Consider the following 14,363-nt stretch of genomic DNA (forward strand, 5'->3'; position numbering starts at 1 on the left):
GGTCGGGGTCGTGGTGACCCTCGTGGTCAAGCCGCTGCGGGCAGTCTTCGGGCTGCTCGAGCGGGTGCTCCTCGGCCGGCTGCTCCTGTGGCTGACCGTGCCGGCGGCCCACTGGCGCTGCAGCACCGAGGTGCGGCAGCAGCGAGGGGCGACCTCACCGCAGCTGTGAGCGGAAGGCTCGGGCGTAGGCGGTCTGGCCGTCGATGGTCGGGTGCATGGACGAGCCGTCGATCGACACCGCGCCCGTGGTCGCCGAGACGGTGCCCTTGACGGGCGTGATCCACGACGTGGTGCTGCCGCACAGCGCGTGGTCGCCGTAGGCGGGGCGCACGTCGGCCACCCGCGCCGGACGACCACGCACCGAGCGCGGCGCGTCGAGGATCACCTGGTCGAGGCGGTTGACCGTCGCGGCGAACCACGCGGCGTCGGCCTTGGAGACATAGAGCGGGACGGTCTGGGTGGGCGCCTCGCGGACGGTCAGGCCGCCGACCCGGCACTCGCTCCCGGCAAAGGTCGAGGACACCAGCTGCGGGTAGGTGCCGAGCACGACCTGGGCGTGCGGGGAGCGGGCCCTGATGTCGGCGATGATCTGGCGCAGCGGCGTGATCGGCAGGCCGCCCGGGGTGGTGGCGGTGCCGCGCCCGGCCAGGGCGTCGATGCGGGCGGCCACCGCACCGGTCAGCGCGGCGTTGGTGGAGCAGTCCGTGCGGGTGGCGCGCTGGCGGTCGCCATACAGGCACGCCGCCAGGACCGAGCCGAAGCCCACGTCGTTGCCCCCGATGGTCAAGGTGACGACGTCGGTGCGCCGGTCGACCCGGCTGAGCTGGGCGGGCTCCAGGGCGTCGACGGTGACGCGGTTGCCGTTGTGGTCGGGGGCGTAGAGGTCCTGGGTGACGGCCCCCGAGCAGGCCCCGTGGTCGACGGTCGTGGCATGCAGGGAGTCTGCCAGCTGCTGGGGATAGGCCCGCAGGGAGCGGTGGCAGCGGTTGATGGCGGTGTCCGAGCCGGGGAGGTAGGGCGTGACCGACTCGCCGGAGGAGTAGGAGTCGCCGAGGGCGACGTAGTCGCGCGGGCGCTGGGCCTGGGCGGGGGCGGCCGCGAGGAGGACGAAGGTGCCGGCGAGGGTCGAGCCGACCGCGGTCGCGGCAACGAGGGTCGCGAGCCGGGCAGGGCGGGTCGTCCGGCCGGCGGCGGGGGTGCGGTGCTGACCCATGGGTGCTCCTCGGGTGCGGTCTGGGGCGTGGTTGACGGTGACGATAGCGGGCCGTGGTCGAGGATGGGCCCTTCGACTGGGATGATGTGCGCATGGGCGATCCCCGACTGATGAGCATGCAGCAGCGCTACGAGACCTGGGCGGACCACGCGAGCGTCGTGCTGCTGGAGACGGCGGCCGTCCATCAGACCGCCATCACCCATGCCGACCTGGCCGCTCGCGTCCAGGAGCGCTCGGGCGTCCGCACCGAGGTGCCGTTCCGCAGCTGGTTGGGCAAGGTCCTCACGATCGTGGGTCGGCGCACCCGCGAGGCCGGCGAGCCCGAGCTCGTGTCCTTGGTCGTGCAGGCGGACGGGGCGGTGGGTCCGATGTACGACGCGGTCCTGGTCGCCTGCGGGGACGCGGCACCTGGACCGGGGCTGCGCGAGCAGGCCGCCGCCGAGGCGCGGCTGGAGTGCAACCGCCGCTATGCGCCCGCGGTGACCGAGGACGCCCAGCCGCTGCTGCGCCCAATCACCACGGTCGACACGTCGCCGGAGCGCGCGTCGCAGACCGCGCGGACCAACCCGGCCAGGCAGACCGCGCGGCCCTCGCGGGCCCCGCGAGTCCCCAAGGAGCCCAAGGCCTCTCGCGCCTCCCGTTCGGCCAAGGCCGAGGAGCCGGCGCCGGTGATCTGCCCGCGCTGCTTCCTGCAGCTGCCGTTGAGCGGGATCTGCCCCAACTGCGACTGACCACCCTCACACCCGGCCCCCGCTCCTCCTCCGGGGGGAGGGGATGGCGTCCCGATCTCCGCCCGACCGGCCGCGGACAGGCTCGGGGTCAACCGGGCCACCGTCGAGAGCCACCTGCGACTCCTTGGAGAACCTCTTCCTCGTGGTCCGCCTGCCGGCGTGGGGCAAGAACCTGCGCTCCCGCGTCAGCGCAAGGGCCCAAGGTGCACGTCGTCGATTCTGGTCTGGCTGCGCGGCTGCTACGGCTGACACCTGACAAGCTCACCGCCCTGGACCCGACAGCGCTGGCCGACTTCGGGCGCCCGCTTCACCGCCGGCATCATCCTCACCACAGGAACCCGCTCCTACACGTGCACCGCGCAACCACGAACGCGCAGTGACATGACGCTGACCGGTCGATAGACGTCGCAGATCACTGGAGATGGGTCCAGGTCGGGACCAGCAACCCTCAGCGCTGAGGGTCAGGGCGCCGAGCCGCCGTCACGGGGTCGCGGTCGCGGCCCCGGCTGGCGGCCCAGCCGAGCCCGACGACCGCGAGCAGGGCGATGAGGGGCCCGAAGACCCGGGCGAAGCCCGACGGCTCGTGCTCGCGCGAGATGTCATCAGTCATCCCACCACCGTAGCCGCGCCCTGGTCGCCACCGTCCTGGACGCCGCCACCGTGCGCGCCATGACCCTGATCCCCGCCGCGCCATTCTCGGTGGCGGATATGGGGTTTCCCGTCCGGGCGGACGTTCCCGTCGGCTGAGGTCGGTCAGCGGCGGCGGTTGGTGCGGGCGGTGGCTCGGGCGGTCCACGGGTCCTCGGGCCAGGGGTGCCGCGGGTAGCGGCCGCGCATCTCCGCTCGCACCTGCTGGTAGGGGCCGCTCCAGAAGGACGCCAGGTCGTCGGTGATCGCCAGCGGGCGCTGCGCCGGCGAGAGCAGGTGGAAGGTGATCGGGACCCAGCCGTCCGCCACCGTCGGCGTCGCAGCCCAGCCGAAGCACTCCTGCAGCTTGACCCGCACGGTCGGTCGGGCATCGGGGTCGTCGTGCGGGGGATAGGTGATGCGCACGTGCGAGCCGCTCGCGACGGCCAACCGCTCGGGAGCGAGCTGATCGAGCCGCGATGCCTCGGGCCAGGGCAGCAGGCGGCGCAGCGGCTCGGTCAGGTCGATGCGCCCTGCCGCGGACCCCCCTGCGAGAGCGTCGATCTCGGGACCGAGCCACTCGTCGAGCCGATCGAGCAGGGCCTCGTCGGACACGTCCGGCCAGGGGTCGCCGAGATGAGTGTGCAGCAGTGCCAGGCGATCTCGCAGCGTGCGCGCGGCGTCTGACCAGGTGAGGACCCCAAGACCCCGATCGCGCAACGCTTCTCGCACGGCGGCGTGCGCGGCCGTGCCGGAGGCGGCCACGGGGGTCGACGTCAGCTCGATAGCGCCGAGCGCCCGCACCCGACGTGCGCGGACGCGCCCCTCCACGAGCTCGGCGCGCACCTCGTCGACGAGCAGGTGGGCCGCCACGAGCTCGGCGCCCTCCTGGTCCAGGGGTGCGGCCAGCCGGATCACCGCGCCCGTCCCCGCCGCCGTCCTGCCCGTCGCCCGCGTCACGTCGGCGATCGCGAGCCACTCCTGATGTGCGAGCGGACTGCCCTGCGGCAGAGCCGCTCTCGTGCCGCCGGCCAGCAGATAGGTGTCACCCGAGCGGCGGGCGACCCACTCGGGGTGGGCCATCCCGACGACGAGCCCCTCGACCATCGCGTCGTATGCCGCCGCGCCCGCCCCCACCGCGAGGGACTCCAGGCGGCGGGACTCCCGACGCCATCGGTCGGAGGCCGGGTGCCCCGAGCGCAGCTCGCGCAGCAGGCCCGTGAGATCGCCGGTGGGAGAACGCAGGTCGTCGGCGAGCGCGGCCACCACCTCGGCGGCGCGGCGCGGGCCGACGAGCTCGGACCCGTCGAGCAGACCTCGGGCCAGCCTGGCACCCACCGGGATCCGCGCGAGCCGTCGCCCCTCCGCCGTCACGACGCCCTCGTCGTCGACCGCGCCCAGCCGCCGCAGGGTCGTCTCCGCGTCGCGGAGCGCCACGACAGGGGGAACGGTGGGCAGGCCAAGGCCCTGCCCCCGCGGCGTGCCCCAGCAGGCCAGCAAGAGAGCGCCGTCCGTGAGGTCGCTCGTGGCGATCGCGGGGGTCACGTGCTCGGGCATCCCGGCATACGTGCTCTCGTCGTAGCACCGGACCACCTCACCCGGCCCGAGGCGGGCCGCCCGCCCGGCCCGCTGGTCGGCGGAGGCACGCGAGCAGGTGACGGTGACCAGGCCCGACATGCCGCGGGCGGCGTCCCGGCGCGGCTCCCGGGCGAGGCCCGCGTCGACGACCAGGCGCACGCCCGGGACGGTGAGCGAGGACTCGGCCAAGGACGTGGACACCACGATGCGGGCAGGGTCGCCCGACCGACGGCCGCCCACGGCGCGGTCCTGCTCCCGAGGCCCGACCTGCCCGTGGAGCTCGAGGACCTCGGTCCCGTCCGGTCCCGCCAGCGCCCGCAGCCGCGTCGCGACCTGGCCGACCTCCCAGGCGCCCGGCACGAACACCAGGGCGTCGACCGACGGATCCTCAGCCACGGCGGCGCGATGAGCCTCGGCGGCCACGGTCGCCACGTGGGCGAGGAAATCACGGGACACGCCTCGGGCGTCGGTGCGAGGGCCCGCGCCCGGGCGCCACGCCACGGCGAGGGGGTGCAGTGCCGACGGGCAGTCGACGACCGGGGCAGGCGCGCCGTCGGGACCGATCAGCCGGGCGAAGGCGGCCGCGTCGACGGTGGCCGACATCGCCACCAGCAGCAGGTCCTCGCGCAGCGTACGCAGGTCGGTGAGCAGCCCCACGAGCAGGTCGGTCTCCAGGCCCCGCTCGTGCACCTCGTCCAGCAGGACCGCCCCGACCCCCTCGAGGGAGGCGTCGGCGAGCAGGCGGCGCAGCAGGATGCCGGGCGTCACGACCTCGATCAGGGCCGTCGGCTCCAGCCGACGCTCCCCGCGCACCGTCCAGCCGATCAGCTCGCCGACGCGCGAGTCCGTCAGGGCGGCAAGACGACTCGCGGCGGCCCGGGCCGCCACCCGTCGAGGCTGGACCACGACCACGCGCCCAGCACCGCTCCCGCGAGCCGCCAGCGACCGGGCCACCACGGGTGGCACCAGCGTCGTCTTGCCTGTCCCCGGGGGCGCCTGGACGACGGCGACGCCGTCGGCGAGCGCCTGCTGCAGGGCCGGCACCGAGCGGGCGAAGGGCAACCCGGCGCCGATCCGGCCGAGATCCAGGCGGTCGGCCGAGGCGCTCATGCCCCGAGGGTAGCCCCGGCTGTCAGAGTGCTCTCAGCGTGTGCAACATAAACCACGAAATATCCCGTGATCATCGGTCTCATGCTGTTCTGCGTGCGCTCGCTCATGCCGGGCCACGAGTGGAACGACCGCTGGATCAGGTGGGGCTTCTAGGGCCTGAACGGCGGTCTGCTCACCAGGGCCCTCGTCTCGCTGCTGCCCCTCGGTCTCGCGCAGGCCTGGACGTCACGCCCAGGCGCGCTCGCCTAACGGGGTGTTGGTGGCGGGAACCCGCTCGGCCTTGGGCACCGGGCCGGGCGCGGTGCCCGCCCCCCACGGCGACCCACCGAGCGACTCGCGGCCGCTGGGCTCGAGCAGACCGGCGAGGTCGGGCCCGAGCGGGACGACCTTGGTGGGGTTGATGTCGGTGTGCACCACGTAGTAGTGCTCCTTGATCTGCGGGAAGTCCGTCGTGTCGCCGAAGCCCGGCGTCTGGAACAGGTCGCGCAGGTAGGCGTGCAGCACCGGCATCTCCGACAGCTTCTGCCGGTTGCACTTGAAGTGGCCGTGGTAGACGGCGTCGAAGCGGACGAGGGTCGTGAACAGGCGCACGTCGGCCTCGGTGATGTGATCGCCCACGAGGTAGCGACGGTCCGCCAGGTAGTCCTCCAGCCAGTCGAGCGCGGCCCACAGCCGCTCGTAGGCGGCGTCGTAGGACTGCTGGTCGGCGGCGAACCCGCAGCGGTAGACGCCGTTGTTGACCTCGGTGTAGATGCGCCGCATGATCGGCTCCATCTCGTCCCGCAGGGCCTCGGGCCACAGGTCGGGGGCGCCCTCGCGGTGGTGCTCGCGCCACTCGGTCGACAGGTCGAGGGTGATCTGCGGGAAGTCGTTGGTCACCAGCTGACCGGTCGGGACGTCGACGATCGCCGGGACGGTGACGCCCTTGGGGTAGTCGGGGATGCGGGCGTCGTAGGCCTCGCGCAGCAGGTGGATCCCGAGCACCGGGTCACGGCCGTCGGGGTCGAGGTCGAAGCGCCACGACTCCTCCCCGTGGGTGGGGGAGACGAGGCCGAGGGAGATGACGTCCTCGAGCCCCAGCAGTCGGCGCACGATGACGCCGCGGTGCGCCCAGGGGCAGGCGCGCGCGGCGACCAGGCGGTAGCGGCCGGGCTCGACGGGCCAGCGCATGGCGCCGACCCGATCGCCCGTCGGAGCGCCGGCGGGGGCGTCCGCCACGATCCGGTCGTTGACGTAGGACTCGTCCCGCTCGAAGGCGCCGGCGGTGGAGGCGTTGCGTGCGTCAGGCATGGTGACACCATGCCCCACATCGAGGATCGGTAGCCAGGTCAGGGACCATGCTCACGCCACCTGAAAGGACCGCTTGGACAGGCCGGTCCAGTAGCCGTCGATGACGCCGTGCACGGGGGCGGCGGGGTCGGTTGACGCGCCGAGGGTGACGAACAACGGCGTGAAGTGCTCGACGGTCGGGTGGGCGAAACCCACACCGGGGGCGCGCCCGGCGAACCGCGCCAGCTCCTCTACGTCGCCGCGCGCGAGCGCCTCGCCGGCCCACGCGTCGAACTCCGAGGACCAGTCGGGGACGAGGTCGGGGCGGGACCACTGGATGAACGGGAGCCCGTGGGTCATGAAGCCGGACCCGATCACCAGCACTCCCTCGTCGCGCAGCGGTCGCAGGGCGGCACCGAGGCGCAGCAGCCGCTCGGGGTCTGCGGTCGGCAGGCTGAGCTGGAGCACGGGGACGTCCGCCTCGGGGTACATCGCCTTGAGGGGGACCCAGGCGCCGTGGTCGAGACCGCGGTCGGTCTGCTCGTGGACGTGCACCCCGTCGGGCATGACCTCGCGCACGCGTCGGGCGAGCCAGGCGGCGTCGGGGACGTCATACCGCAGCTGCTCGTAGAGGGGGTCGAATCCCCAGAAGTCGTAGACCAGCTCGCGCGGGTGGGGGTTCGTGATGGCGATGGCGTCGGACTCCCAGTGGGCGCTGACCACCAGGATGGCGCGGGGCCGGGGCAGGTCGTGCGCCCAGGCGTGCAGCTGGGTCATCCACCCCTGGTCGGCGAGCAGCGGGGGAGCGCCGTGAGAGAGGTAGATCGCGGGCAGGGCTCCGTCCTCCGGCGTCCAGGCGCGGTGCGGTGCTGCGGCCGCGGCGAGGCGCAGGTGGCCGGCGAGGGGGTGAGACGCCGGGACGAGCGCGTCGGCTGCGGCGGTGGTGGTGGTCATGGGTCGGGCTCCTGGCGGGAGGGCTCACAAGATAGTTGAGGATTCAACGATATCAGACGTGCGCCGCAGGGTGAAGAGGTATGGCGGCATCCCCCGCAGGTCCATCACCCCCACGAGCGTGTCCGCGTCGACGCCGCGGAAGCTGTCCACGATCGGCTGATGGTCGTAGACGAGGGATGCCGTCACGACGCCTCGGTGCTCGAGCATCCGCAGCCGGCCCCGCGGCCGACGGGTCCGCAGCGCAGGGCTGACGACGCGAAAGGCCTTGGCCGTCATACGGCCTCGCAGCAGGGGTGGCACCTGCAGGCCGACCGCTAGCGGCAGGCGACCCGGGTCCACCTCGTAGCGCCGGCCACCCTGGGTGCGGAACACCAAGGGGTGCGCGTCCTCGGGTCCGGCGAACCACTTGCCCCACCAGCCGTATGCCGTCAGCGCGCCGCCGAGCGGATGCCCCGTCGGGATCTCGGCGCCGCGCCACCATCCGCGCAGCTGCGCCACCGGCACGGGCGCCATCCGGTCGTAGGCCGCCAGCGCCGTCCCCAGGTCGGTGCCGCGCTCCAGCTGGTCGATCGACTCCATGGGACCACTGTGCCCGCCCGAGCCCGCCGGTGGTCACTGAGCCGACCTGGTGCTGCGGATCGCCCACGCCGTGAGCGCGGCGGGGAGCGCTGCAGGGAGGGAGGCGGGGAGCGCGTCGGTGTGGACGTCGGGGACGGTGACGGCGGGGGTGCTCGTGACTCCACGGTGCGCCGCGGTCCTGCCGAGGGACCGTCGCGGGTCTGTCACCGGGTCTGTGACCGGGCTGGGCGTCCGTCGGAGCCCGGCGACCGCGGGGGGTCGCCGGGCTCCTGGGATGGCGCGGCCGAGGGGGGGGACGGGCCGCGCGGGTTCGCGGGTCAGGCTGACGCGGCAGCGCTGGGGGCGGAGGTCGCCCCGGCGCCGGGTGCCTGCTGGCCCTGCTGGCCCTGCTGGCCCTCGGGGGTGCCGCCCCGGCCGCCCGGAGCGCCGGGCCCGCCGGTGCGGACCTCGACGGTCGCCAGGTCCTTGGACACCTCGACCATGACGGGCTGGCCGGCCTTGGTGCCGTGGACGTCGTAGGAGCCGTCCGGGTCCTTCTGCACGTCGCTGACCGTGACGGCAGAGTCCTTGGCCGTGACCGCGGCCTTGACCTTGGACAGCTCGTCCCCGGTCACGGCGGTGTGCTGGTGCTGGGCCTGCCCGCCGTGCCGGCCGCGCCCGCCACCGGTGTCCACGGTGACGGTCTGGTAGTCCGCCGACACATCGACGCGGACCTGCTGCCCCGTCTTGGTCCCGAGCACGTCGAAGGAGCCGTCCGGGTCCTTCTGCACCGTGGTGACGGTGATGGTGGAGTCCTTGGCCGTGACGGCGGCCTTGACCTTGGCGGTCTGGTCGGCCGTGGCCGCGGTGTGCTCGTGCGGGGCGCGCTGGCCACCCTGGCCGGGTGCGCCATAGCCCTGCTGGCCGCCTGGCGCCGACTGGGCGTAGCCGGTGGACGCCTGTGGCGACCCGCCGGTGGCGGCGTTGGCGGCAGCGGCCCCGCCGGCGATCATCAGCCCGGCAGCGGCCACCGCGGCGGCGGTGAGGGTGCGGTTGTTGGGGGACATCGTTGCTCCTGGTGGATCGTGATCAGGTCGGGTGCTGGTGCACCTGAGGGGTCCTTCACTCGCACCTCCACGGTCGCGGCCGGGGCTGTCGTGACGCTGTCAACGCCGTGGGGGTCACCTAGGAGCAGCGCGCCCTCCCTGTGCATCCTGCTCAGACGGCGTAGCCCGCGGGCGAGGCGGCGCTGGCGCCGGGGGTCGGCGCCTGGCCGGGCCCACGGTCCCGGCCGCCGTGCCCGCCGTGGCGGCCGTGTCCGCCCGGCCCGCCGGTGCGCACCTCGACGGTCGCGAGGTCCTTGGACACCTCGACCATGACGTGCTGTCCGGCCTTGGTCCCCATCGCGTCGTAGGACCCGTCGGGGTCCTTGCGCACCTGCTCGACGGTGAGGGTCGCGTCCTTGGCCTTGACGGCGGCCCTGACCTTGGCGGCCTCGTCGCCGGTCACGGTGGTGTGGTCGTGGCCGCCGTGCCTGCGGCCGTCGCCATACCCGGGCTGTGCGCCATACCCGGGCTGTGCGCCATACCCCGTGGCTGCGGGGGTGGTCGAGGTGGCTGCCTGGGCGGCGGCCGCACCCCCCGCGATCATGAGGCCGGCAGCGACGACGGCGCCGGCGGTGAGGATGCGGTTGTTGTCGGACATCGGAACTCCCTGTCGACTCCCTGTCACTGAGCTGGTCGCGACCGAGCCTGGCGTCGTGGGCTGTCGGGAATCTGTCGCGCAGGTATGAGTTGCCTAGGAATCTGCACCCTCGGCGTAGGAACGCAGGACGCGCAGCGCGCTCGCGCCGTAGCCACCGCCGAAGAGGATGGCGTGCACCAGCAGCGGGGGCAGCTGGTACCACGGCACGCGCTCGCGCCACCCGTCGGCAAGGGGGTAGGTCTCGTCGTAGGCGCGGTAGCACTCCTCCCCGAACCCGCCGAACAGCTGCATCATCGCCAGGTCGACCTCACGGTGGCCCCAGTACGCGGCCGGGTCGATCAGCCAGCTGCGACCGCCCTGGTCCACCAAGCGGTTTCTGCCCCACAGGTCGCCGTGCAGCAGCGCCGGCGGCTCGGGTGGACCGCACAGCTCCTCGGCCCTGCCGGCGAGCTGGTCGACCAGCCGCAGCGCCACGGGGTCGACGCGGCCCTCCCTCACCGCGCGCTCGGTGAGGGGACGCAGCCGTCGCTCAACGTAGAAGTCGCGCCACGAGTCGGTCGGAGTCAGGTCCACCTGCGCCGAGCCCAGGTAGCCGGCCAGCGCACCGTCGATGGCCCCGAACGTCGGGTGGGTCGCCCGGTGCAACCCGGCCAGCCCCCGGCCGAGGGACTCCTCCGTATGCCGCCCCGGCCGCCCCTCCTCGATCCACTCCAGGACCAGGCCGCTGGCGTCGGCGCGGACCACCTCGGGGATCCCGATCTGCTCGGGGGCGTGCTCGCGCAGGATCGCCAACCCGGCGGCCTCCCGCTCGAAGAGGTCCGGCGTCGGACGCTCCTTGGTCTTGAGGAAGAAGGGGCCGTCGGGGGTGTCGAGGCGGTACGCCAGGGCGATGTCGCCACCGCTGAGGGCAGTGGCGCGGCATACCTCCAGGCCGGAGACGAGCGACTCGGGCAGGTGAGGGGACATGACCTCCTTCCTACCCGCCCGGCCGCCCGCTCAGGCCAGGGAGAGAAAGAGCTTCTCCATCGCCTCGAGGTCGGCCTCGCGCTCGGGGTTGTCCGACGTCATGCACTGCTGCAGCCCGGTCGAGATCAGCGCGAAGCCCGCCCGGTCGAGCGCCTTGCTGCACGCCGACAGCTGCATGACGACGTCGCGGCAGTCCCGCTCCTCCTCGATCATGCGGATGACCGCGCTCAGCTGCCCCTGGGCGCGGCGGAGCCGCTTGAGGACGGGGTCGAGATCTTCGGCGGGGAGCTGCATCGGTCAGCGCCCCAGGAGGCGACCGAGGAGACCGCCCCGCTGGGCCGGCTGGTCCGGGTGGCCGGGGCACCACTGGCCCGCGGGGACGGAGCGGCGCACCTGGTCGACGTGCTGGCCGCAGCCGGCCCAGGTGGTCTTGCCGCAGGTCGTGCAGGTGACGGGGCGACACATGTCGGTCTCCTTCAGGGGTGGGGTGTGACGTGCTTCAATACACAGTATATACCCCCTGGGGTATGCTGGACTCATGAACATCGTGATCATCGGAGGCGTGGCCGGCGGGATGTCGGCGGCCGCGAGACTGCGCCGCCTGGACGAGTCGGCCACCATCACCGTCGTCGAGCGCAGCGGGCACGTGTCCTTCGCCAACTGTGGGCTCCCCTATCACGTCGGCGGGGTCATCCCCGAGCGCTCGGCGCTGCTCCTGCAGACGCCCGAGGCGCTGCGGGCGCGCTTCGAGCTGGACGTGCGGGTGCAGACCGAGGCGGTGCGGATCGACCGTGACCGCCGGGTCGTCGTCGTGCGCTCGCTCATGGGCGGATCGGAGAGCGAGCTGCCGTATGACGCCCTCGTGCTCGCCCCCGGCGCCCGACCCGTCCGGCCTGCGATCCCCGGCATCGAGCGCGCCCTCGCGCTGCGCAGCGTGGAGGACACCGACGCGATGGTGGCCGCCGTGGGAGGGGCACGCACCGCCGTCGTCGTGGGCGGGGGGTTCATCGGCGTCGAGACCGCCGAGAACCTCCTGCACCGCGGCCTCGCCGTGACCTTGGTCGAGGCGACCCCGCAGGTCATGGCGCCCCTCGACCCGGAGATGGGTGCCCCGGTCCACGCCGCCCTGCGCGAGGCCGGGATCGACCTGCGCCTGTCGGCCTCGGTCACCGCCATCGGCGAGCGGGACGTCGAGCTGTCCACGGGGGAGCGGGTCCCCGCCGACCTCGTGGTCGCGGCGATCGGGGTCCGTCCCGACACGGGCCTCGCGCAGGCTGCCGGCCTCGAGATCGGCGCGCGCGGCGGGATCGTCGTCGACGACCACCTGCGTACGAGCGACCCCGCGATCTACGCCGTCGGCGACGCGGTGGAGAAGGCCGACGCCCTTGACGGCTCCCTGGTGCTGGTGCCCCTCGCCAACACCGCCAACCTGCAGGGCCGGCGCGTGGCCGACCTGATCGCGGGTCGCGACGTCCGCGACCGGCCGGTCCTCGGCACCGCCATCGTCGGGGTGCTCGGGCTGCAGGTGGCGACCGTGGGGTGGAACGAGAAGCGCCTGGTCGCCGCCGGCCGCGCCCACCGGGTCATCCACACCCACCCCCTCTCGCACGCCGGTTACTACCCCGGGGCGCAGGGGCTTGCGCTCAAGCTGCTCGTGGACCCCGGCACCGACGCGATCCTCGGGGCCCAGGCCGTGGGCCGGGACGGCGCCGACAAGCGCATCGACGTGATCGCGACGGCCATGCGAGGCGGCCTGACCGCGAGCGACCTGGCCGAGCTCGAGCTGGCCTACGCCCCGCAGTTCGGGTCCGCGAAGGACCCCGTCAACATGCTCGGCTTCGTCGACGAGAACCTCGCGAGCGGCCTGACCGACAGCATCCAGTGGCACGAGGTCGAGAACGCCCAGCGGGACGGGGTGACCGTGGTGGACGTGCGCACGCCGGAGGAGTTCGCGGCGGGCGCCATACCGGGGGCCGTCAACGTCCCGGTCGACGAGGTCAGGGACCGCCTCGACGAGGTGCCCGAGGGAGACCTCGTCGTCCACTGCGCGGTGGGTGTCCGGGCACACCTGGCGACCAGGATCCTGCAGGCGTCCGGCCGGTCCGTCCGCAACCTGGACGGCGGCTACCGGACCTGGGTGGCCGGGATGGCCTCTCGGTCGTGACCGCTGGGCGGTAGAGACGCGGCCGCCCGCGATGGGCGAGCCTGCCGGGGTGGCTCCTGCGCCAGGTGGAGATCGTCGCGGTCGCCGCCTTCCTTGCGGCGACCTGCTGGACCAGGGCGTGGAGGCGGAGAGGGACCGGGTGGGGGAGATCTTCACTCGGCTGGGGTCGGTCGCGGCCGCCGGCGCCGGCCTCCTGTCGTCCGCCCTCACCGTCCTGCTGATCACGGTGTTCCACCGCCGGTGGCGTGGCCCTCGGTCTGGACGGCGTCTTCTTGGCCGTGCCCTTCGCCGGGGTGGTCGTCGCCCTGCGCCGGGGGTGGCGCCAGGGCAAGGACCGTGGCGACTCGCGCGCCGGGGGAGCGACCCGGTTGGACCCCGACGACGTGACTCCCTGACGTCACGGCCCCACCAAAGGCGTTGAGGGCGGAGGTCCGGGGTGGGAGAGTGGGCGGACGCCCAGCGAGAGGAGACGACGATGTCTGCCAAGGACAAGCCGCACCACGCCCCCGTCCCGGACGAGGTCAAGCAAAGGATGCGAGCGGCCCTCGACGCCAAGCGGTCTCACGCGGGACGGGACGTCTCGGCCGACGACAATGACCGGTCCAAGGTCTCCGGGCAGGGGCACGGTCGTGAGGCCTCTCAGCAGATGTTCCGCCGCAAGGCCGGCAGCTGATCGGCCGACCTCAGGACGTGCCGGAGCGATCAGCACCCTCGGTGGTCAGTCGTGCGACGTGGAGGGTGAGGTAGACGACCTCGTCCTGCGTGACGGACCGGCCGAGGCGCAGCTCCAGGACGGTCCGGCACCGCTGCGCGCACGCGTAGGCCTCGGGGTAGGACGACCGGATGGCCTCGCGCAGCGGGCCGGCCTCGTCGGTCAGCTGCCGGTCGCCCTTGACGCGCACGAGGAAGTAGCGCAGGTGCGTGATGAAGCGCGCTCTCGATCACCTCGAAGAGCTGCTTGATGATCCCCGTCATCGCATAGGTCTCCGACAGGTCGCCGCCCATCATCGCGGCGTTGACCAGGTGCATCGCGATGGCGACGGCCTCGTCCTGCGGGAGCGGCTCCGGGAGCCGGCCGTTGACGTGCTCGAGCACGCGGCGGGCGCGCTCGAGCTCGCGGGGATAGAGGTGCTCCACCTCGGCGCGCAGGGGCATCTCGAGCTCGATGCCCTGGTGCACCCGCTTGATGGCAAAGCTGAGGTGGTCGGCGACCGCGACGAGGGTCGTCGCGGTGACCGGCACCCCGACGAGGTCCAGGGCCTCCTCGGCCAGGGCGATGTGCTCCGGCGGTATGGCGGCGACCAGCCCGCCCAGCGTGTCGGGGTCTCGACCGTCGGTCGGCTCGAAGACGCGGACGACCTTGAGCGGGTCGACCTCCTCGCCGGCGCGCCGCTGGAAGCCGAGGCCACGTCCGGTGAGCACGACCTCGGTGCCGTCCCCCCGCCGTGCCAGGACGACGTTGTTGTTGAAGACCCTCCTGATCTGCACG

Annotated in this window: 17 protein-coding genes and 1 pseudogene; 5 read left to right on the forward strand and 13 right to left on the reverse strand. The window is 73.4% G+C overall.

Annotated features, from left to right (window positions below):
- Nucleotides 1-10 precede the first annotated feature (10 nt).
- The gene (locus tag ACF3NS_RS06075; RefSeq protein WP_392468548.1) at nt 11-169 is read left to right on the forward strand and encodes a hypothetical protein; all 159 of its coding nucleotides are present in this window, start codon (nt 11-13) and stop codon (nt 167-169) included.
- Here the strand turns inward: ACF3NS_RS06075 and ACF3NS_RS06080 are convergent.
- The gene (locus ACF3NS_RS06080) at nt 155-1,213 is read right to left on the reverse strand and encodes an SGNH/GDSL hydrolase family protein (RefSeq protein WP_392468551.1); all 1,059 of its coding nucleotides are present in this window, start codon (nt 1,211-1,213) and stop codon (nt 155-157) included. The genes ACF3NS_RS06075 and ACF3NS_RS06080 overlap by 15 nt on opposite strands.
- Nucleotides 1,214-1,305: 92 nt before the next feature.
- Here ACF3NS_RS06080 and ACF3NS_RS06085 point away from each other — a divergent pair, with 92 nt between their 5' ends.
- Nucleotides 1,306-1,944, forward strand: a complete 639-nt coding sequence (locus ACF3NS_RS06085) for a hypothetical protein (protein ID WP_289033625.1) — start codon at nt 1,306-1,308, stop codon at nt 1,942-1,944.
- A 448-nt stretch (nt 1,945-2,392) separates the two neighbouring features.
- Here ACF3NS_RS06085 and ACF3NS_RS06090 read toward each other — a convergent pair whose 3' ends face one another.
- The 10 genes from ACF3NS_RS06090 to ACF3NS_RS06135 all read right to left on the reverse strand — a co-directional run bounded on the left by ACF3NS_RS06090 (nt 2,393) and on the right by ACF3NS_RS06135 (nt 11,175).
- Nucleotides 2,393-2,554, reverse strand: coding sequence for a hypothetical protein (locus tag ACF3NS_RS06090; protein ID WP_154593777.1), 162 nt, complete (start codon nt 2,552-2,554; stop codon nt 2,393-2,395).
- A gap of 143 nt (nt 2,555-2,697) precedes the next feature.
- Nucleotides 2,698-5,259: an ATP-dependent helicase HrpB gene (gene hrpB / locus ACF3NS_RS06095; protein WP_392468554.1), complete on the reverse strand. Its 2,562-nt coding sequence runs from the start codon at nt 5,257-5,259 to the stop codon at nt 2,698-2,700.
- 225 nt (nt 5,260-5,484) lie between these two features.
- Nucleotides 5,485-6,549: a glutathione S-transferase family protein gene (locus ACF3NS_RS06100; protein ID WP_392468556.1), complete on the reverse strand. Its 1,065-nt coding sequence runs from the start codon at nt 6,547-6,549 to the stop codon at nt 5,485-5,487.
- A 51-nt stretch (nt 6,550-6,600) separates the two neighbouring features.
- A complete protein-coding gene (locus ACF3NS_RS06105) occupies nt 6,601-7,482 on the reverse strand; it encodes a dioxygenase (RefSeq protein WP_392468558.1) in 882 nt (293 codons plus the stop codon).
- Nucleotides 7,483-7,506: 24 nt separating this feature from the next.
- Entirely contained in the window at nt 7,507-8,061 is a 555-nt protein-coding gene (locus tag ACF3NS_RS06110; RefSeq protein WP_154593773.1) for a DUF4334 domain-containing protein, read from the reverse strand.
- A 317-nt stretch (nt 8,062-8,378) separates the two neighbouring features.
- Nucleotides 8,379-9,107, reverse strand: coding sequence for a hypothetical protein (locus ACF3NS_RS06115; protein ID WP_392468561.1), 729 nt, complete (start codon nt 9,105-9,107; stop codon nt 8,379-8,381).
- A gap of 151 nt (nt 9,108-9,258) precedes the next feature.
- Nucleotides 9,259-9,744: a hypothetical protein gene (locus ACF3NS_RS06120; RefSeq protein ID WP_154593771.1), complete on the reverse strand. Its 486-nt coding sequence runs from the start codon at nt 9,742-9,744 to the stop codon at nt 9,259-9,261.
- Nucleotides 9,745-9,837: 93 nt separating this feature from the next.
- On the reverse strand, nt 9,838-10,710 hold the full coding sequence (locus ACF3NS_RS06125) for a fructosamine kinase family protein (protein ID WP_392468564.1): 873 nt from the start codon (nt 10,708-10,710) through the stop codon (nt 9,838-9,840).
- A gap of 30 nt (nt 10,711-10,740) precedes the next feature.
- Complete coding sequence (locus ACF3NS_RS06130) at nt 10,741-11,004, reverse strand: metal-sensitive transcriptional regulator (RefSeq protein ID WP_392468567.1); 264 nt, start codon at nt 11,002-11,004, stop codon at nt 10,741-10,743.
- Between the two features lie 3 nt (nt 11,005-11,007).
- Nucleotides 11,008-11,175: a hypothetical protein gene (locus ACF3NS_RS06135; protein WP_195849212.1), complete on the reverse strand. Its 168-nt coding sequence runs from the start codon at nt 11,173-11,175 to the stop codon at nt 11,008-11,010.
- 73 nt (nt 11,176-11,248) lie between these two features.
- Here ACF3NS_RS06135 and ACF3NS_RS06140 point away from each other — a divergent pair, with 73 nt between their 5' ends.
- From ACF3NS_RS06140 to ACF3NS_RS06150, 3 genes are all read left to right on the forward strand, one after another.
- Complete coding sequence (locus ACF3NS_RS06140; RefSeq protein WP_392468570.1) at nt 11,249-12,874, forward strand: FAD-dependent oxidoreductase; 1,626 nt, start codon at nt 11,249-11,251, stop codon at nt 12,872-12,874.
- Nucleotides 12,875-13,119: 245 nt separating this feature from the next.
- A complete protein-coding gene (locus ACF3NS_RS06145) occupies nt 13,120-13,269 on the forward strand; it encodes a hypothetical protein (protein WP_392468573.1) in 150 nt (49 codons plus the stop codon).
- An 80-nt stretch (nt 13,270-13,349) separates the two neighbouring features.
- Nucleotides 13,350-13,547 carry a DUF5302 family protein gene (locus ACF3NS_RS06150; RefSeq protein ID WP_154593766.1) on the forward strand — a complete coding sequence of 66 codons (198 nt, stop codon included), beginning with the start codon at nt 13,350-13,352 and terminating at the stop codon, nt 13,545-13,547.
- Between the two features lie 10 nt (nt 13,548-13,557).
- Here ACF3NS_RS06150 and ACF3NS_RS06155 read toward each other — a convergent pair whose 3' ends face one another.
- Nucleotides 13,558-13,776, reverse strand: a complete 219-nt coding sequence (locus ACF3NS_RS06155; protein WP_392468577.1) for a PRD domain-containing protein — start codon at nt 13,774-13,776, stop codon at nt 13,558-13,560.
- Nucleotides 13,777-13,945: 169 nt separating this feature from the next.
- A pseudogene (locus ACF3NS_RS06160) lies at nt 13,946-14,362 on the reverse strand (CAT RNA binding domain-containing protein); the annotation flags it as partial.
- Between the last annotated feature and the right edge of the window lies 1 nt (nt 14,363).

This window comes from Arsenicicoccus cauae, from assembly GCF_043162025.1.
GTDB classification, from domain to species: Bacteria; Actinomycetota; Actinomycetes; order Actinomycetales; family Dermatophilaceae; genus Arsenicicoccus; species Arsenicicoccus cauae.